The sequence below is a fragment of the Kitasatospora sp. NPDC002543 genome (genome assembly GCF_053594915.1).
In genome coordinates this window covers 116,621-133,455 of record NZ_JBSFWR010000008.1, presented here as the reverse complement: position 1 = coordinate 133,455, position 16,835 = coordinate 116,621, and the positions used below count along the sequence as shown (strand labels likewise).

The window sequence follows — 16,835 nt, the reverse complement described above, 5'->3', positions numbered from 1 at the left end:
ACCTATTCGTCGGGGCTTTTTGGCGCGACTTCGACAAACTTATTCCCCGTCAGTAACATGACGCCGCGTGTTCAAGCGCTCCATAGGCAGGGCCGCCGGCCCCGCCGTCCTCACCCTCGTCCTCGCCGGGGCCGCCGCGTGCGGGCCGACCAGCCCCGGCTCCTCCCAGGCCGGTGTCGCACCGGCCGCCGCCACCGTCGCCGACCCGGCCGCGACCGCCGCCGGGGGCAGCCCGGCGGCCGCCGCCCCGCACACCGGCGCCACCCCGCGCGCCAGAGCGGGCAGTCCCGCCGCAGGCCGCCCGACCCCGGGCACGGCACCCGTCACCGCGGCGCCCGCCGGATACCGGCAGGCCGCGATCGGCAGTCCCGGCAAGGACGGTGGCGCGGTCACGGCGGCGACCAAGAACCTCCAGCTGACGGCGTACGACCCGGCGGGCGGCACGGCGGTGCTCTCGGCGGCAGGGGCGACCGGTGCGGCGTCGGCTCCCGCCTCCGCTCCGGCGTCGGCCTCGGCCGCCGCTTCGGCCCCGGCATCCGCCGCCGCCTCGCCGGGCGCCGTCCCCACCGCCGCGGCCCCCGCCGTCCAGGCCGGACAGCTGATCGCCAGCCCACCCACCGCCGCGGCCCCGCAGGGCGCCCTGCTCGCCGTCACCGGAGTGCGCCCCGGCGCGGGCGACACGCTCGCCCTGACCACCCGCCCGGCCACCCTGGCCGAACTCCTCGGCGGCACCGAAGCCGACGGCGACGTCCCCGTCGACCCGCACGGCATCACGGTGACCCCGCTGGTCAAGGACCTCAAGGCGACCGCCGGGCTGAGCGGCAACGGCGTGCGGGCCGACGCCTCCGGCACCCTCGAAGTGAACCTCAAGGCCCCCGTCCCGCTGCCCGACGGCGCGAGCCTCGACGCGTCCGGCTCGCTCCAGCTCCACCCCGCCGTCCACTTCGCCTACCACGGCGCGGCGGCCGGCAGCCCGCGCACCGCCTCGATCGGCTTCGACCTCGGCGCCCACGCCCAGTGGAAGGTCACCGGCGACGCCGCCCGGAGCACCGGCGCGGCCCCCGTCCGGGTGCCCTTCGCCAAGCTCCAGGCCAGCCCGGTGCTCACCGTCGCCGGGCTGCCGGTGGTCGTCAACCTCGGCCTCACCTGCTACCTGGAGGTCAGCGCCGACGGCCAGGTCCACCTGGAGGCGGAACAGGACGCCGCCGGCACCTGGGCGGTGCGCGCCGACTACACCGGCGGCAAGGGCTGGACCCCGGTCACCAGCGCCGAGACCAAGGTCACCCCGGTGCACGTGCGGCTCAACGGCAAGGCCGGCGTACGGGCCGCCCTCGGCGCCGAGATCAGCCTCGGCCTGTACGACACCGTCGGCGTGGAGACCACCGTCGCCCCCTACCTGCGCGCCCAGGCCGAAGGCTCACTGGTCGCCGACTCCTCCGGCAACCCGCCCCAGGTGCAAGGCAGTTGGTCCCTGGTCGGCGGCGTCGACCTGAACGGCTCGCTGCTCGCCCACCTGAAGGTCTTCGGCACCCCGATCATCGAGGGCAAGCTGCCGCTGCCGCCCTTCCACCGCGAGTGGCCGCTGCTCGTCGGATCGGCCACGTTGCCCGCCCCGCAGCACAGTTGACGGCCTGTCACCATCAGGGCCCCTCGGTGGAGTCATCCCGCCGAGGGGCCCTCGTCGTCCCCCGTCCCGGCCGGCTGCGTCCCGGGGTGCCCGCGTCGGCCCGTCCGGGCCTACCCGGGGGCGGCTGTCGCCCTGGCGGTGTGTGGTCCGGCCTTGCGCGGTTCGCCGGTTCGACAGGGGGTGCCGGCAGCTCCGACTGCTGCCCTGCCGGGCTGTGAACCTCCTTGGTGTCAGGCGCCGTTGGCGGGGGCTTCGTCCTTCTTGACGCCGAGGAGGATCTGGTCCAGCACCGTGACGTCCGGGGCGGCCGGGTCGTCGTCCACTCCGCCGTCGAAGACCACGTAGCCGCCGCCCTTGGCGGGGAGGGCCGCCAACAGGACGTAGCCCTGGGTGCCGTCGGTGTTGGTGATGTGCCAGCGGGTGGCGTAGCCGGCCACTCCGGCGACGGTGATGTTGCCCGAACCGTAGTCGGTCTGCGAGGCCATCCCGCTGAAGATCTGCTTGGCGATGCCGGGCATCGCGGCGTCGGCGGCGGCCTTGGCCGTGTCGCCCTGGACGGTGTCCTTCTCCACCGAGAACCGGCCGCGGACGCAGGTGCGGCCGTTCGAGCAGGGGTACTCGCCGCTGCCGAGGAAGATCGCCCGCTGGGTCTCGGTCGCGGCGGTCCAGCCCTCGAACACGGGGACGGTGATCGCGTGCTGCTTGTCCGCGACGGTGCTCTTGAGGACCGGGGCGGGCTTGGGCGTGGACGGCTTCGGGGCGGGGGTGGCGCTGGTCGTCGGGCCGACGCTGCGGCTGACCGAGACGGTGGGATCGGCGGTGGGGCCCGCCGTCGGGTCGCCACCCCGGCTGAGCGCGAACCCGGCGATGCCGCCGACCGCCAGCACGGCGACCGTGACGCCGATGACCACGCCCGCCCTGGACCGCTTGGGGACGGGAGCGGGGGAGGGGGCGGCCATGGCCGGGTGGCCGGGCCCGGGGTAGCCGTACCCCGGGGCGGGGTAGGCCTGCGGGGCGGGGTACGGCTGAGCGGCGGGGTAGGCCTGCGGGGCCGGGTACGGCTGAGCGGCCGGGTAGGCCTGAGCGGCCGGGTACGCCTCCTCGCCCGGGTAGCCGTAGCCGCTCCCGGCCGGCCGGATGTCACTGGTCCAGGCGTTGCCGTCCCACCAGCGCTCGTGGCCCGGGGCGCCGTCCGGTCCGGGGGCCGGGTACCACCCGGGAGGCGTCTCGTTGATCACGGCCGTACGCTACCCGGCGGTGCGCCGCCCGCGGCGGCAGGGGTGCCGCGCTCGCCGCGGGCGGTGGTCGCGAGGGCCAGGGCGGCGGCTGCGGCGAGGGCGGCCCAGGCGGCGGCGAATCCATGGGTGGTGTCGCGGAGCAGTCCGAGGGCCGGCGGGACCAGGACGACGGCCAGTTGGTTGACCGCCATCACCAGGCCGAGGGCGAAGCCGGTCCGCCCCGGGGGCGCCGCCTCCGCGAGGTGGGCCACCCAGGGGCCGTACCAGCCGATTCCGAAGAAGCCGAGCCAGGTGAACAGGAGGGCGGCCACCGCGGGGGACCGGCCGGCCGGCGTCGTCAGGGCGATCAGTCCGGCCACCACCGCGCCCAGGCAGACCAGGACGGCCCGGTACCGTCCGGCACGGCTCCGGTCGCTCCAGGCGGCCAGCGCGATCCGGCCGGCCGCCCCGGCCACCTGGACGGCGACCAGGACGGCGGCGGTCGGGCCGGGGCCGAGGGCCGTCACGTCGTGCAGGTACAGCGCGCCGAGCACCCCGATGCCGCTGTGGACGGAGACCAGGCTCAGGCCCGAGACCAGGATCCGCGCGATGGCCGGCTCACGGAGCATCCGCGGCCGGGAGCGGGCGGAGTCCTTCGGTGAGGCGGAGTCCGTCGGCGCGGCGGGGTCCGTCGGGCCGGAGGCGGCGGCGGGGCGGTCGGCCGGGGCCGTCGACGGTCGCCGGTAGAGCGCCATGAAGAGCCCGGCGCCCAGGAGCGCGACCAGCCCGCCGGCCACCAGCGCCGCCCGCCATCCGTACGCCACGGCCACCGCCGGCAGGACGGCCGCGGAGAGCGCCCCGCCCAGCGGCAGCCCGGCCTGGCGCACGCCCATGGCCAGCCCCCGCCGGGCGGGCTCGAACCAGGCCGCCACCGACTTGCTGCCGCCCGGCTGCACGGTGCTGTACCCGGCGCCGACGACCAGCAGGACGGCGAGCAGGGAGCCGTACCCCCGGGCGAGGCCGCCGACCAGCAGGGCCGCGCCGACCACGGCGGCGCCGATGCCGACGACCCAGCGCTCGTTGTACCGGTCCAGGAGCTCACCGGCGACCAGCAGGCCGACCAGCGGGACGAGTTGCGAGGCGGACAGGAGCAGGCCGAGCTGGGCCGTACTGAGGTCCAGCGCGTGCTGCAGGGGAACGGCCATCGCCCCGATGCCCTGGACGAGGAAGCCGGCGGAGGCCTGGGTGACGGTGGCGACCGCGAGGACCACCCAGCGGTACCGGGGTCGGCTGGCGGCGTCCTCGGAGGGCGTCGGCCCGGAGCGCCTTCCGGCGTCGGTGTGCTGACTCATGGTCGGAAGCCTGGTGTCATGGTCTTGTGCACCTCAACCCTTACGGAGACGCCGCCGTGCGGCTCGCCGCGGACCTGGCCAACCGGCGCCCCGGGACGGCCGGGGAACTGGCCGACCGCTGCCGGGCCGCCGGGCTGGTCGTCGGCGGGCCGGTGCGGCCGTCGGACCTGGCCCGCGTACTGGCCCTGCTGGACACCTGGGAGTCGGTGGTCGACGCGGCCGACGAACACGAACGGGCCGGGCGGCTCAACCGGATGCTGGCCGCCGACGCCGCCCACCCCCGGCTGACCGACCACACGGGCGGCTGGCACCTCCACTACCGCGACGACCACCAGTCGTTCGCCGCCGTGCTGTCCACCCTGATCGCCGTGGGCACCGCCTTCCACCTGGTGGGCCGCGGCATGCACCGGCTCGGCCGGTGCGCCGTCGAGGAGTGCGGCACCGTCTTCGCCGACACCTCCCGCACCGGCCGCCGGCGCTACTGCTCCCAGCGCTGCGCCAACCGTGACGCGGTCCGCCGCCACCGCCGCCGCGCCGGGGGTTCGGCGGACGGGCCGCCCCGGGCGTGACGGTGTCTGTCGGTGCCGAGCGCTACCGTGCCGGGCATGACGGACTACGACTGGATCCATCAGGGCCCCATCCACTGGCTGGAAGGACAGCACCGCGGGGACGACGAGACCGTCCTGGTGTTCTTCAGGGGCACCACCCGGGCCGCCGTGGCCGACGGGCTGACCGCGCGCCACCGCCCGCTGTTCGCCCGGGGCGAGGAGCCGGCGCCCGGCGAGTGGGGCGTGGTCGTGCACCCCATGTTCGACCACGCCCGCGACGACTACGCCGATGTCGACTACCGCGGGCTCTGCCCCGAGGGCGCCGAGCTGGTGGTGTTCGTGCCCAATCCCTGCAGCGTCAAGGCCCTCGGCCCCACGGCGTACCACTACCGGGACGGCCGGATCTCCTCCTGCGTCGACTACGAGGGCGCCGAGCACGTCGGGGAGCGCTGGCCCAACGCGCTGGCCCCGCTCGTCACGGCGGCCGGGCTCGGGATCGGAGGCGAGTTCTTCGAGGCCCCGGACTACGAACAGCGGCTCACCGCGCTGATCTCCGACCACCTCGGCCTGCCCGCACTGGACCGGGCGGCGGTGACGGTGGACTGCGAGCGGATGGCCGACCACGGGTAGCGCCGGTGTGCCCGGCGGGCCCGGTGCTCGCCCGCTGGGGCCGAGGTCGGACGCGTGGTGGCCGGTGGATCGTGTACGGCACCGGCTGGATACGATCACACGATGATCCCCTCCACCGCCCGCACCCTGGTCTTCGACATCGACGGCACGCTCTGCTTCGACGGGAGGACGATCGACGGCCGGATCCTCGCCGCCCTCGACGCCTGCGAGCGGGCCGGCCACCAGCTGGTCTTCGCCTCCGCCCGGCCGGTCCGCGACCTCCTGCCCGTCCTCGACGGGACCTTCCCCACCGCCACGCTGATCGGCGGCAACGGCAGCCTGGTCTCCGTCGACGGCCGGGTGCGGGCGCGGGCCGCGTTCGAGGCCGGTGAACTCGGCCGGCTGCTGGCCGAGGTCGAGCGGTTCGGGGCGGGCTACCTCGCCGACGGCCCGTGGGACTACGCCTACACCGGACCGGCCGACCACCCGATCCGCGGCCGGGTCGACCAGGGCGGCCTCGCCCGCCGGGTCGAACTCGCCGAACTCCCGGCCGTCGTCAAGTTCCTGGTGGTCGAAGCGACCGACCTGGCGGCCCTCGCCGCGTCCTGCCGCGCGCTCGGCATGAGCGTCAACCACCACCTCGACGAGGCGATCATCGACTTCGCCCCCGGCACCACGAACAAGTGGGAGGCGCTGGCCTCGCTGGGGATCGACGCCTACGACGCCTTCGGCAACGACATCAACGACCTCGACCTGCTGCGCAACGCGGGGCACTCCGTCCGGGTCGGCACCCACCCGGGCCTGGACGGCGTCGCCCGGGTCACCGTCCCCGCCGAGCCGGAGGCCGTCGCCGCCGAGATCTCCCGGCTGGCCGCGGCCTGATCGGACGGGACCGGCGGAACTCGCCCCGGGCGTCCGGCGGGCAGCCGCCGGGCGCCGAGATCGGCCGGGTCGGGCCGCGAGACCGGGTCGGGCCGCGACCGGCCGAGGCGCCCCGGGGCAGCCAGGGCCGGCCAGGGTCGGCCCGGGTCGGCCGTCGGGCGGCCGAGGTGGCGGGCGCGGAAGCGGGCCGCGCCGTCGGCCTCGAAGCGGGGCAGGGCCTTGTGCCGGCCGGAGTCGGCGTGTGGCGTCCTCTCCGTCGAGGCGAAGGCGTCGAACAGGGCCAGGCCGGCACCGCGCGGTATGCGCTCGTCGTCCCACCGGAGGTCGAACCCGACCGGGACGGTGATCCGGCCCGCGTGCTCGACCGGGGCGTCCGGCCAGTGCGGGCCGAACACCGCGGCCGTGATCCTGGGCTCGGCCGCCATCAGCGGCACACCGAGCGCGGTGCCCATGGTGAGGCCGAACCGGCCGAACCGGCCGAGCGGACCGTCGGCGCCGATCTCCGGGAGCCGCTGGAGGGCGTCCAGCGCCGCCCGGTACCCACGCACGGCGAGCTCCGCCAGGTGGGCGTCGTGGCGCACCACGACCGGCCCCTCCGGCTCGCCCGCCGCCCGGGCCCGGTACAGCTCGGCGATCTCCGCCTCGTCGTGCGCGGCGCGCGATCGTGCCGTCGGAGGAGGCGGTGGTGAACTGCGGGGAGTGCCAGGGTGTTGCCCTTCGGGAGTGCCTTGCGGCCGAGGCGGTCCCGGCGACACCCGCGTCAGCCGCCGGCCGTGACCGGAAGGGGGAGCACCCGTATCGGTACTGCGGTCATGGGGCTCACCACCTCGGGCGGTGCCACGGTCGACCGCGAGGTGGCAGCCGGGCCGCGGCCTCCGCCGACGGTCTTCGGACGCTTGATCAGATCGTGGGAGAGTGGGCGCGGACGACCGACGCGACCTTGGGGGAGAGCATGTCCGCGACACCCGATCCGATGCCGGGCCACCGGGTGGTCGAGAACCTGATCATGCGCTATGCCGAACTCGTGGACGACGGGGACTTCGCGGGGCTCGGCGCGCTGCTCGCCGACGCCGTCTTCGTCGGCGGTGACGGCGAACCGGTGCGCGGGAGCGGTGCGATCGAGGCGATGTTCCGGGAGCTGCTGATCGTCCACCCCGACGGGACGCCGCGGACCCAGCACGTCACGAGCAACGTGGCCGTCGAGGTGGACGAGGAGGCGGGGACGGCGGTCGCCCGCTCGTACGTCACCGTGCTGCAGGCGCTGCCCGAACTCCCGTTGCGGGCCATCGCCGCGGGCCGGTACCACGACCGCTTCGCGCGCGGGGAGGACGGGCGCTGGCGGTTCGCGGAGCGGCGGGTGCGGATCACCCTGTTCGGCGATGTGAGCCGCCATCTGCGGCAGTAGGGCGCGCCGACCGGGCCGGCAGGGCGTCCGGGACGGGTGGACCGCGGGGACGGGACGGTGCGGGGACAGGACGGGGGCGGGGACGGTGCGAGCAGTGGTGCGGGAGCGGTTGGCGGGCGCGGCGCGGGCCGCACTGGGCGGCGGACGGCGGCTGGAAGCGGTCGAACGGCTGGCCGGCGGCAGCAAGAAGGGCGTCTACCGCCTGCTGATGGACGACGGTACGACGGCGGTCGCCTACCGGTGGGCCAGGTCCGAGAACCACTGGCCGGCGGCCGAGGGGGACGACGACCTCGCCGACCCGTTCTCGCCCGGCCTCGGGCTCGACCTGTTCGAGGCCGCGCACGCGCGGCTGGCCGCGCTCGGCGTCAGGGTCCCGGCACTGCGCTTCGCCGAGCGCGCCGGGGAGCGGGACGGGGACGGGGAGCGGGACGGGGACGGGGACAGCGGCAGTGCGGCGGCCGACCTCGCGATCGTCGAGGACGTGCCCGGCGAGGACCTGGAGCGGCTGCTCGCCCGCGACCCGCACGCCGCCGCCCCGGTCCTGGCCCGGCTGGGTGAGGCGCTCGGCGCCATGCGCGGCCACCGGGCGCCCGGCTACGGGAAGATCGCGGTGGTCGACGGCGGGGGAGCGTCGCACGGGCCGTCCTGCGAGGCCGTCGTGCTGGACCGCGCGCTGCGGGACCTCGCGGAGGCGGCGGCGCGCGATCCCCGGATCGCCGGAGCCCGGGACCGGTTCGCTGACCGGCTGCGGAACCTGGCGGCGGCGGTCCGGCCGCGCGCCGAGTACACCGTGGTGCACGGTGAACTCGGGCCCGACCACGTGCTGGTGGACGCCGCCGGCCGCCCGGTGCTGATCGACATCGAGGGTGCGATGTACTTCGACGCCGAGTGGGAGCACGTCTTCCTGCGGATCCGCCTGGACCGGGCCGACTACCACCGGCTCGTGGCGAGCGGCCCGAGCGGGCCGAGCGGCCCGGACGGATCGGGCGGCTTCAACGGCTCGGCCGGCCTGGACGAGGACCGGCTCGCCCTCTACGCGCTGGCGCAGCGGCTCTCGCTGACGGCGGGGCCGCTGCGCCTGCTCGACGGGGGCTTCCCGGACCGCGAGGCCATGGCCGGCATCGCCGAGCACAACCTGCGCCGGGCCCTGCGACTCCTCGACGGCTGACGGGCGGGCGCGGTCCGGGTCAGCCGGTGAGCTGGGCCCGGAAGACGGCGCTGTTGAAGTACGCCCGGGCCTCCCGGATGAGGCCGGTGTCGTCCAACTCGTAGACGTTGATGCCGGACCAGTTGACCGGCCTGCCGTCCAGGGCGACGGCGGCGCCCCGCCAGGAGACCGCGACGTGGCTGCCGACGGTGTGCGCCTCCAGGGGTGTCAGGCCCAGGAACGGGCGGAAGTTCGGCAGGACGGAGGCGATGAAGTCGTGGATCGCCGCCCGCCCGGTGATCGGCGGCGTGCCGACCGGGTCGTGGAAGACGCCGTCCTCGGCGAAGGCCGCCGCCCAGGCGTCGGCGTCGCCTTCCTGGGAGGCGCGGAAGAACTGGAGGACGGCGGTCGGCATGGCCGGGAACGTCATGGGATCTCCTTCGGGACGTGGTGACGTGCTGACGTGACGGTGTGAGGTCTGAGGTCTGAGGTGTGAGGGTGCCGGGCTCAGCGCCCGGGCCCGGCCTTCAGCGCGGCCAGGGCGGCGACCGCGGTGAGCGCGACGAGGCCGCACACCCCCGGCCAGCCGAGCTGGGCGTGCAGACGGACACCGAGCCAGGAGCCGGCGCTGCCGCCGAGGAACGAGCAGGTCATGTAGGCGGTGTTCAGTCGGCTGCGGGCCTCCGGGCGCAGGGCGAAGATGCGGGCCTGGTTGGCGATCTGGCTGCACTGCACGGCCACGTCCAGCAGCAGCAGGCCGGCGGCCAGCGCGGCCAGGCCCGGCGCGCCGCCCGCGCTGCCCGCCGTGAGGACCGCGGCGGCGGCGAGGGTGGCGCCGGTGCACCAGGTGTTCACCCGGTCCGGGCCGTGCCGGTCGACCCGGCGGCCGGCGGCCGGGGCGCAGAGCATGCTCGCCGCCCCGATCAGCGCCAGCAGGCCGACCGCCTGGACGTCGAGGCGGTAGTGCGGGCCGGTGACCAGCAGGGCGAGCGCGGTCCAGGCGGCGCTGAAGCCGCCGAACAGCGAGGCCTGGCAGAGCGTGGAGCGGCGCAGGGCGGGTTCGGTGCGCAGCAGTCGCAGGGTGTCGCCGAGCAGGGCCGGGTACCGGTCGCGGGCGGCCGGTGCGGTGCTGGGCAGCGCCAGGCCGAGGGCGAGGGCGAGCAGCCCGGTGAGTACGGCGGCGGCCAGGTAGGGGGCGCGCCACCCGAGGTGTTCGCCCAGGACGCCGCCGAAGGTGCGGGCCAGCAGGATGCCGCCGATCAGGCCGCCCTGGAGGGTGCCGATGACGGCGCCGCGCCGGTCGGGCGCGACCAGGCCGGCGGCCAGTGGGAGGAGCAGTTGGGGGACGACCGTGGCCAGGCCGACCACCGCGCCGGCGGCGATCAGTGGGCCGGTGGCCGGGGCGAGCCCCGCGGCCAGCAGCGCGCAGCCCGTCACCGCCAGCAGCACGGTGATCAGCGGGCGCCGGGGGAGCCGGTCGCCGAGCGGGACCAGCAGGAAGATCCCCGCGGCGTAGCCGAGTTGGGTGACGGTGGCGACGCCGGCCGCGGTGCCGGCGGAGATGCCGAAGCCCTCGGCGACGAGCGGGGTGAGGGCCTGCGGGAAGTAGACGTTGGCCACGCTGACGCCGCAGGCCAGCGCCATCACCAGCGGCAGCCGCCGACCGGGCGCGGCCCCGGGTGGGGCGGCCCCGTCCGGGGCGGGTCCGGGCGGCTCGGCCCCGGGTGGGGCGGGTTCGGGCAGGGCGGTCGGATCGGTCCGGGCCATCGCCACTCCAATCGAACGAACTAGATGGTTCGGTTGCTCGGTGCGAGCGTGGCAGACCCGTGCGGGATCGTCAAACGAACCGGTTCGTTACCATCGCCCCATGGCGTACGACTCGACGGCAACCAAAGAGCGGATCCTCGCGGCGGCGGCCGCCGAATTCGCCGCGTACGGCGTGGCCGGTGCCCGCGTGGACCGCATCGCCGCCCAGGCCCAGGCCAACAAGCGGGCGATCTACGACTACTTCGGCGACAAGGGCAGGCTCTTCGCCGCCGTGCTGGAGCGCCTCATGGCCGACCTCGCCCGGGCCGTCCCGCCCGGCGAGGCCGGCGCCGAGGACCTGTCCGGGTACGCCGAGCGGCTCTTCGACTACCACCGGGACCACCCCGAGGCCCTGCGGCTGCTGATGTGGGAGGCGCTCGAACTCGGCGACCGGCCCGTCCCCGGCGAGGAGGCCCGCACCGGTCACTACCGTGACAAGCTGCGGGCGGCGCGGCCCGCGGACGGCGCCGACGACGCCGACGACGCTGACGACGCTGACGACGCCGACGAGGCCCGTGCGCGGCTGTTCCTCACGCTCGGCCTGGTCGGCTGGAGCCTCGCCATGCCCCAGCTCCGCCGCATGATCCTCGGCCCCGACCACACCCTCGACCGGCTGCGCGCCGAGATCGCCGACGCCGTCCGCGCCCTCCCGGCCGGGGAGGGGCGCCCCGAGCGGTCGTAGCGCCGCACACCCCGGCGGCGAAGCCCCGGATGGCCCTCCCGGAGTGGCTCGGAAGGGCCCTCCGGGCACGAGAAGTCGGCCGGTCCGACTTTCCGCTCCCGGCCGGGCGGGCGCGAATGGCGGGCCGGGTGCTGTCGTCGGTTCGGGGGATTTGCGCCGGGTTTCCTGACATGAACAGGGCGGTGGGGGAATTCATGCTCCGGAAGGGCGCCCCTACCCGTTGTGCGCCCTCGGAAAGGAGAACAGTCATGCGTCGTCGGATTGCCGCGGTCGGGATGCTGGCCGCTGCCGGAGTGCTCGCGTTCGCCGTGCCCGCACAGGCAGCGACGGGGGTTCTGGTGGTGAACGGTGCGGCTCACCAGAATCCGGCCCGGGGGTGTTACCCGACCGTGTCGCCGGTGCTCGTCCAGAACCTCACGGACGTGACGGTCGACGTGTACTCCGCGGCGAACTGTCAGGGGTCGCTGACGCGGGAGATCGCGGCCGGGATGAGCGCGGCGACGGTCGGGTTCAGCTACTTCGTCAACTGACGCGAAGCGGCCGCGGGAACGGGCCGGGGCGGTGCTCCGTACGGAACACCGCCCCGGCCTTCACGCCTTCCGGGGCGTCAGATCGACTGGTAGAAGCCGAGCAGGTCGACCACCAGGTCGGCGTTCGACCAGCTCTGGTTCCAGAAGTCGATGATGCCGCCCTTGCCGCCCGGGGTCTGGGCGAGGTTCGGGACGGTCGCGCCGGCGGTCCAGTTCAGCGTCGAGGAGACCGGGCGCTGCGGGACGGCCGCGGTGCCGTTCCGGTAGTCGGACCAGTAGTTCGGGTCGGTGTCCACGGAGAGGAAGCCGGCCCCGGCGGTGTTGGTGACGGTGGTGTTCAGCACCCAGCCCTCGACGTGCGGGGTGGTGGTGTCACCCTCCATCCCCAGCGCGAAGAAGCTGCGGCCCGGCAGCGGACGGGCCGTCCGGTCGGGGGTGGTCTCGCGGGTGTCGAGGACGCGCTCCGGCACCACCAGCGGGACCAGGGCGGACCGGCTGGTGGGGGTGTAGTAGCCGGCCACGTCGACCACGACGTCCGCCGGGAGCCAGCTGCCGTTGCGCACGGAGATCCTGCCGTCCTGACCGACCGGCACGATCACCGCGTTGGCCACCGTCTGGCCGGCGGTGAAGTTCACGTTGGAGGTGGTCGGGACCGCCTGGCCGGCCGGGTAGGCGATCAGGTGGCCGTCGGCCTGCGGGTTGGTGACCGTCAGGTTGAGCGCCACGGCGGTGACGTTCGCCGGCACCCCGTTGCGGCCGGCCACGGCCACGTCGAAGCTCGACGTCGCGGGGACCTTGCCCGCGGCGGTGCCGATGCCCTCGCGGGTGTCGACGATGCGGGTCTGCGGCACCGACTTGTAGCCGCTGGCGGTGGTGGCCGTGAAGTAGCCGGTGACGTCGGCGAGCAGGTCGACCGGCGCCCAGTCCGAGTTGAACAGGTACACGTAGCCGTCCGGACCGACCGTGGCGACCACCAGGTTCGGGACGGTCTGGCCGGGGACGAAGTTCAGGCTGGAGGTCGTGGCGTTCTCGGCCAGGTCCTGGGTGGGCGCCACCGAGATGTGGCCCGAGCCCGAGGTGTTGGTGACGGTGACGTTGAGGACCACCGCGGCGGCGTCGGCCGGGATGCCGGAGGCGCCGCCGACCTTCAGGGCCACCGTGCCGCGGGCGGGGACCTTGGCCTTGGGGGCGCCGATGCCCTCGCGGGTGTCCAGCAGGCGGGCGGGGGCGTGCGGCGTGAACTCGGCGCCGGCGGTGACCACCGGGAGCTGGTTCGTGGCCGTCGACGCGCCGTTCGAGAGCGTGACGGTGATGGTGTACGCACCGGCGGCGACGTACTGGTGGTTGTCGTAGTGCAGCTCGGGGCCGTTGGTGCCGATGACGATCGGGTACGACGCCTTGCTGCCGTCGCCCCAGTCGATGACCATGTTCACCGAGGTGGATTCGCTGGACGTGACCCGGGTCGCGAGCTGGAAGCCGTGGGCGCTGAACGCCGAGGCCTCCAGCTCGATCCCGAGGTTCGCGGCGCTCTGGGCGGCGGGCGCGTCCTGGGCGGGCGCGCCCTGCGCCTTGGCCGCCTGGCCGGCCGGCTGACCGGCCTTCGAGACGACCGTCTTGGCGGCGGGGCTGGTGAAGGTCTTGCCCGGGAGCTTCTTCGTCGCGTCGATCCCGGCGACGGAGGCGGCGGGCGAGCCGGGCGCCGGGGCGGGCGCGGCCGCCTGGGCGATTCCGGACGAGGTGATCCCGACACCGGCCGCCACGAGGGCAGCGAGAACCACAAGTCGGCGATTGCGCACCGATTCCCCCCACGATTTCATCAATAGTCGAACGGATTCGACACAGTTCGAATGTGTGGTCAGCGTACAGGTCGTGCGCAGTCCCCGGGACCGGGTTTTTTCCGGCCGGATCCGCCGCCGGCCGGGCCGTGGGCGTTTCAGGGCCGATGGAGGGTTTATGAATTGACGCCGCTTTTGTGCGTTCCGGGGTGTGGAGTCGGAAAGCGCGGGAAGGTCCCGGTTCGGACAGGAGCGGCCATCGGACGCCCCCGTCCAGGGCGCTGCCATGTGGAGGAGTGGAAAAGGGCGGAGATCCCCCGGGTCCGTCCTCCGGGCCGCCGACGGCATCCGCATGCCGGTCGACCCGCGCCCCGGGGCGGGCGCGCGGCCCGCCGACCGATGCTGGCGGGTCCGGCGGGTCTGGCGGGAACCCCTATCGCGATATATCGTGAGTCGGTGTCCGCGCCGCCGACCCGCCGCGCGGATCCCATCGTCGGACTCAGGACGGGAAGCATGCCGGGAGAGATCGTGCCCGCCGGGAGCAGCTCCGGCCTCAGCCCGGAGCCCGGGCTGCGGGCCTCGCACGCGGACCGGGACCGGGTGGCCGAGCTGCTGCGGATCTCGGCGGGCGACGGCCGGCTGACGGCGGAGGAGCTGGACGAGCGCCTGGAGGCCGCCCTGTCGGCCCGGACGTTCGGTGAGCTGGCCGCGCTCACCGCCGACCTGCCGGCCGTGTCGGTCTCCGCCGACGGCGTGGTGGCGGAGGTCAAGGACGTCCTGCGGATCGACCAGCGGTGGAGCCCGGTCCGGCGGGAGGGGCGCTGGGTGGTGCCGCGCCGGCTGGAGCTCTTCACGGAGTGGTGCGACGTGACGCTCGACTTCACCCGGGCCGTGATCACCCAGGACACCCTGCGGATCGACCTGGGCATGGAGGGCAAGACCCTGACGCTGATCGCCGGTCCGGGCATCGTGGTCGACACCGACGGTCTGGCCCTGGAGTTCGCCAGGGTCAGCGACCGGCGGGCGGCGGACTCCGGCGTGCCGGTCGTGCTGCGGGTGGAGCTGGTCGGCACGAAGCGCCACGGCCGCGTGGTCGTGCGGCAGCCGCGCCGCACGGCCGGCCAGTGGCTGCTGCGGAAGCCCGAAGGAGCGCAGCCCGGCAGTTGACGGCAGCTGACGGACGGTCACGGCGGCGACGGGCCCGTGTCGTACGGCGCAACCGTCGAGCTCCGGGCCCGGCCTCCCCTACCCTTCCTCCATGCTCTCTGTGGTGGTGGCCCCCTGGGCGGGAAAAGCGGAGCCGGTGTTCGTCCACAACCCGGACGAACTTCACGACGCCGCCAGCACGATGAAGGTCGCGGTGCTCGCCGCGCTGTGCCGCGGCGGGGTGAACCTCGACGCCGAAGTGCCGGTGGTGAACCGCTTCGAGTCCGTGGTCGGCGGCGAGTTCGGCAACGACCCGGACTGGGACAGCGACCCGCTGCCCTGGGAACTGCTCGGCACCCACGTGCCGCTCCGGTTGCTGGCCGAGCGGATGATCACCCACTCCTCCAACCTGGCCACCAACCTCTGCCTGGCCCGCACCACCCAGCAGGCCGTCACCGAGGTGTGGCGCCGGGCCGGCGCCACCCACAGCTCCACCCCGCGCGGGATCGAGGACTACGCGGCGCGCGCCCAGGGCGTGCACAACCGGGTGAGCGCCCGCGACCTGGTCCGGCTGCTGCGCTCGCTCGCCGAGGAGCCCGAACTCCTCGCCCTCCTCGAGTGCAACGAGTTCCGGGTGGACCTGGCCGCCGGCCTGCCCGCCAACACCCGGATCGCCTTCAAGAACGGCTGGTTCCCCGGCACCCGGCTCGGCGTCGGCCTGGTCCAGTCGGCCGACTGCCCGCCGTATCTGATCGCCGTCTGCTACACCGGCCCGCTCGCCGACGGCACGGACCGCACCGATCCGGCGGCCCGGCTGCTCGCCCGGATCTCCAAGGCCGTGTGGGACCGCCGCGACCAGATCAGCCGGCCGGCGCCGGCAGCCCGCCCGGCACCGTCGGCCGGTTGAGTGCCGTCAGCCCGTCCAGCGCCGCCTCGTTCAGCAGGTTGATCCGTACGAACCCCTCGTGGCCGGTGAGTTCGAAGTGCCGCTCGTCGAGCGCGAGCAGCCGGTCGGCCGGGGCGGCGACCCGGGCGAACAGGAAGAACCCGGTGTCCACCGGCGCGGAGGCCCGCAGTGCGCCGCTGTGGAGGATCCGCCGGTGGTTGGCCCGGATGTGCTCGACCAGCCGCCGGTTGCCCTCCCCGTCGAGCATCAGGTCGGCGGCGCGGTGGGCGAACAGCCGGTCGGCGAGCGTGACGTCCCCGTGCAGGTTGATGTGGAGGTCGGCGAGCGGCTCGCGCAGCCGCTCGGGGACGAGCAGGTGGGCGCAGCGGTAGCCGTGGATGGACAGGTACTTGGTGGGGCACACCAGCCGCACCGTGAGGTCGGCCGGCAGGGTGGTGCTCTCCTCGCGCCGGCCGCCGTCCCAGCGCAGGTACTGGAAGGTGCCGTCCACGAACACCAGTGACCCGGTGGCCCGTTGCCACGCGCCGATCCGTTCGATCACCTCGGCCGGGACGGGCTGCCCGGCGTACCAGAGCGGATCGGTGAGCAGGAGGACCGTCCGCTCCTCGGGCAACTCCGGTGCGAATCCCGGCTGTCGGGCGTGCAGCTCGCTCACCCGGACCGGTTCGACGCCGAACTGCCGGAAGAAGTAGGCGAACTTGTAGTAGACCGGCGGCAGGTAGTGGACGCGCCGCACGCCGTTCAGGTGCAGCCAGGTGCAGAAGGTGCCGAGCAGGCTGCTGGAGCCGCCCGCCGGGATCACCTGCCCCGGCCCGTGCTCCACCTCGTCGTAGGCGCTGTGGAACCGGGCGATCTTGGTCCGCAGCGCGTGGTCCTCGTCGATCGCCGAGTACCGGGTGACGTCGCCGAGCAGGTACGGCGGGGTGTCGGCGAGCGGGCCGAGGTAGTCGGCGACGAAGGGGTGGCCGCCGTTGTAGTCGGAGACGAACAGTCGCCCGCCCGGGTGCTGCCGTTCGCGCTCCACGGTCTCGTGCAGGTCGAGCATGCGGAACAGGGACGGCACCGGACCTCCAGGGCGTCGACCGATCGGGACGGCCGCCAGCCTCCACCGCGACCGGGCGCGGGCACAAGACCGCCCGCCGGGGGCGCGCGCCTCGGAACCGGCAACGGTCGCACACGCATGACATCCGGTCAGTTGCGGT

The 16,835-nt window shown here is 74.8% G+C and carries 16 protein-coding genes and 1 pseudogene; 10 read left to right on the top strand and 7 right to left on the bottom strand.

What is annotated here, in order from left to right; translation table 11 throughout:
* Positions 1 to 67: 67 nt before the first annotated feature.
* The gene (locus ACWD4P_RS06210; RefSeq protein WP_449778739.1) at positions 68 to 1,627 is read left to right on the top strand and encodes a hypothetical protein; all 1,560 of its coding nucleotides are present in this window, start codon (positions 68 to 70) and stop codon (positions 1,625 to 1,627) included.
* 230 nt (positions 1,628 to 1,857) lie between these two features.
* Here the strand turns inward: ACWD4P_RS06210 and ACWD4P_RS06205 are convergent, their stop codons facing one another.
* Both ACWD4P_RS06205 and ACWD4P_RS06200 read right to left on the bottom strand, forming a co-directional pair.
* Positions 1,858 to 2,865 carry a DUF2510 domain-containing protein gene (locus ACWD4P_RS06205; RefSeq protein WP_449778738.1) on the bottom strand — a complete coding sequence of 336 codons (1,008 nt, stop codon included), beginning with the start codon at positions 2,863 to 2,865 and terminating at the stop codon, positions 1,858 to 1,860.
* Positions 2,862 to 4,196, bottom strand: a complete 1,335-nt coding sequence (locus ACWD4P_RS06200; protein WP_449778737.1) for an MFS transporter — start codon at positions 4,194 to 4,196, stop codon at positions 2,862 to 2,864. Before ACWD4P_RS06200 ends, ACWD4P_RS06205 begins: the two co-directional genes overlap by 4 nt.
* Before the next feature lie 26 nt (positions 4,197 to 4,222).
* On the opposite strand from ACWD4P_RS06200, the gene ACWD4P_RS06195 reads away from it, so the two are divergent.
* From ACWD4P_RS06195 to ACWD4P_RS06185, 3 genes are all read left to right on the top strand, one after another.
* Entirely contained in the window at positions 4,223 to 4,765 is a 543-nt protein-coding gene (locus ACWD4P_RS06195; protein WP_449778736.1) for a CGNR zinc finger domain-containing protein, read from the top strand.
* Between the two features lie 36 nt (positions 4,766 to 4,801).
* Positions 4,802 to 5,374, top strand: a complete 573-nt coding sequence (locus ACWD4P_RS06190) for a hypothetical protein (RefSeq protein WP_449778735.1) — start codon at positions 4,802 to 4,804, stop codon at positions 5,372 to 5,374.
* 102 nt (positions 5,375 to 5,476) lie between these two features.
* Positions 5,477 to 6,235 carry an HAD hydrolase family protein gene (locus ACWD4P_RS06185; RefSeq protein WP_449778734.1) on the top strand — a complete coding sequence of 253 codons (759 nt, stop codon included), beginning with the start codon at positions 5,477 to 5,479 and terminating at the stop codon, positions 6,233 to 6,235.
* A gap of 158 nt (positions 6,236 to 6,393) precedes the next feature.
* Here ACWD4P_RS06185 and ACWD4P_RS06180 read toward each other — a convergent pair.
* Positions 6,394 to 6,900, bottom strand: a pseudogene (locus ACWD4P_RS06180) (alpha/beta hydrolase); the annotation flags it as partial.
* 287 nt (positions 6,901 to 7,187) lie between these two features.
* Between ACWD4P_RS06180 and ACWD4P_RS06175 the strand changes: the two are divergent.
* Both ACWD4P_RS06175 and ACWD4P_RS06170 read left to right on the top strand, forming a co-directional pair.
* A complete protein-coding gene (locus tag ACWD4P_RS06175) occupies positions 7,188 to 7,640 on the top strand; it encodes a nuclear transport factor 2 family protein (protein ID WP_449778733.1) in 453 nt (150 codons plus the stop codon).
* Positions 7,641 to 7,734: 94 nt separating this feature from the next.
* Positions 7,735 to 8,808 (top strand): phosphotransferase, encoded by a 1,074-nt coding sequence (locus tag ACWD4P_RS06170; protein WP_449778754.1) that lies wholly within the window; start codon positions 7,735 to 7,737, stop codon positions 8,806 to 8,808.
* A 19-nt stretch (positions 8,809 to 8,827) separates the two neighbouring features.
* Here ACWD4P_RS06170 and ACWD4P_RS06165 read toward each other — a convergent pair whose 3' ends face one another.
* Positions 8,828 to 9,217, bottom strand: a complete 390-nt coding sequence (locus ACWD4P_RS06165) for a nuclear transport factor 2 family protein (protein WP_359827684.1) — start codon at positions 9,215 to 9,217, stop codon at positions 8,828 to 8,830.
* Between the two features lie 77 nt (positions 9,218 to 9,294).
* Positions 9,295 to 10,554: an MFS transporter gene (locus ACWD4P_RS06160; protein WP_449778732.1), complete on the bottom strand. Its 1,260-nt coding sequence runs from the start codon at positions 10,552 to 10,554 to the stop codon at positions 9,295 to 9,297.
* Positions 10,555 to 10,654: 100 nt separating this feature from the next.
* On the opposite strand from ACWD4P_RS06160, the gene ACWD4P_RS06155 reads away from it, so the two are divergent.
* Both ACWD4P_RS06155 and ACWD4P_RS06150 read left to right on the top strand, forming a co-directional pair.
* Positions 10,655 to 11,275, top strand: a complete 621-nt coding sequence (locus ACWD4P_RS06155) for a TetR family transcriptional regulator (RefSeq protein WP_449778731.1) — start codon at positions 10,655 to 10,657, stop codon at positions 11,273 to 11,275.
* Between the two features lie 248 nt (positions 11,276 to 11,523).
* The gene (locus ACWD4P_RS06150; protein WP_359827686.1) at positions 11,524 to 11,805 is read left to right on the top strand and encodes a hypothetical protein; all 282 of its coding nucleotides are present in this window, start codon (positions 11,524 to 11,526) and stop codon (positions 11,803 to 11,805) included.
* Between the two features lie 77 nt (positions 11,806 to 11,882).
* Here the strand turns inward: ACWD4P_RS06150 and ACWD4P_RS06145 are convergent, their stop codons facing one another.
* Entirely contained in the window at positions 11,883 to 13,583 is a 1,701-nt protein-coding gene (locus ACWD4P_RS06145; RefSeq protein WP_449778730.1) for a hypothetical protein, read from the bottom strand.
* Between the two features lie 510 nt (positions 13,584 to 14,093).
* On the opposite strand from ACWD4P_RS06145, the gene ACWD4P_RS06140 reads away from it, so the two are divergent.
* On the top strand, positions 14,094 to 14,747 hold the full coding sequence (locus tag ACWD4P_RS06140; protein ID WP_449778729.1) for a DUF1707 SHOCT-like domain-containing protein: 654 nt from the start codon (positions 14,094 to 14,096) through the stop codon (positions 14,745 to 14,747).
* Between the two features lie 91 nt (positions 14,748 to 14,838).
* Positions 14,839 to 15,633, top strand: coding sequence for a serine hydrolase (locus tag ACWD4P_RS06135; protein WP_359827690.1), 795 nt, complete (start codon positions 14,839 to 14,841; stop codon positions 15,631 to 15,633).
* On the opposite strand, the gene ACWD4P_RS06130 is transcribed toward ACWD4P_RS06135, so the two are convergent.
* Positions 15,587 to 16,696, bottom strand: coding sequence for an aminotransferase class I/II-fold pyridoxal phosphate-dependent enzyme (locus tag ACWD4P_RS06130; RefSeq protein WP_449778728.1), 1,110 nt, complete (start codon positions 16,694 to 16,696; stop codon positions 15,587 to 15,589). The two genes, ACWD4P_RS06135 and ACWD4P_RS06130, sit on opposite strands and share 47 nt — an antisense overlap.
* Between the last annotated feature and the right edge of the window lie 139 nt (positions 16,697 to 16,835).

Coding starts and splice junctions, on each gene's coding strand:
- ACWD4P_RS06155 (WP_449778731.1), top strand. CDS start 10,655: ATGGCGTACGACTCGACGGCAACCAAAGAGCGGATCCTCGCGGCGGCG.
- ACWD4P_RS06150 (WP_359827686.1), top strand. CDS start 11,524: ATGCGTCGTCGGATTGCCGCGGTCGGGATGCTGGCCGCTGCCGGAGTG.
- ACWD4P_RS06175 (WP_449778733.1), top strand. CDS start 7,188: ATGTCCGCGACACCCGATCCGATGCCGGGCCACCGGGTGGTCGAGAAC.
- ACWD4P_RS06140 (WP_449778729.1), top strand. CDS start 14,094: ATGCCGGGAGAGATCGTGCCCGCCGGGAGCAGCTCCGGCCTCAGCCCG.
- ACWD4P_RS06200 (WP_449778737.1), bottom strand. CDS start 4,196: ATGAGTCAGCACACCGACGCCGGAAGGCGCTCCGGGCCGACGCCCTCC.
- ACWD4P_RS06135 (WP_359827690.1), top strand. CDS start 14,839: ATGCTCTCTGTGGTGGTGGCCCCCTGGGCGGGAAAAGCGGAGCCGGTG.
- ACWD4P_RS06190 (WP_449778735.1), top strand. CDS start 4,802: ATGACGGACTACGACTGGATCCATCAGGGCCCCATCCACTGGCTGGAA.
- ACWD4P_RS06165 (WP_359827684.1), bottom strand. CDS start 9,217: ATGACGTTCCCGGCCATGCCGACCGCCGTCCTCCAGTTCTTCCGCGCC.
- ACWD4P_RS06185 (WP_449778734.1), top strand. CDS start 5,477: ATGATCCCCTCCACCGCCCGCACCCTGGTCTTCGACATCGACGGCACG.
- ACWD4P_RS06160 (WP_449778732.1), bottom strand. CDS start 10,554: ATGGCCCGGACCGATCCGACCGCCCTGCCCGAACCCGCCCCACCCGGG.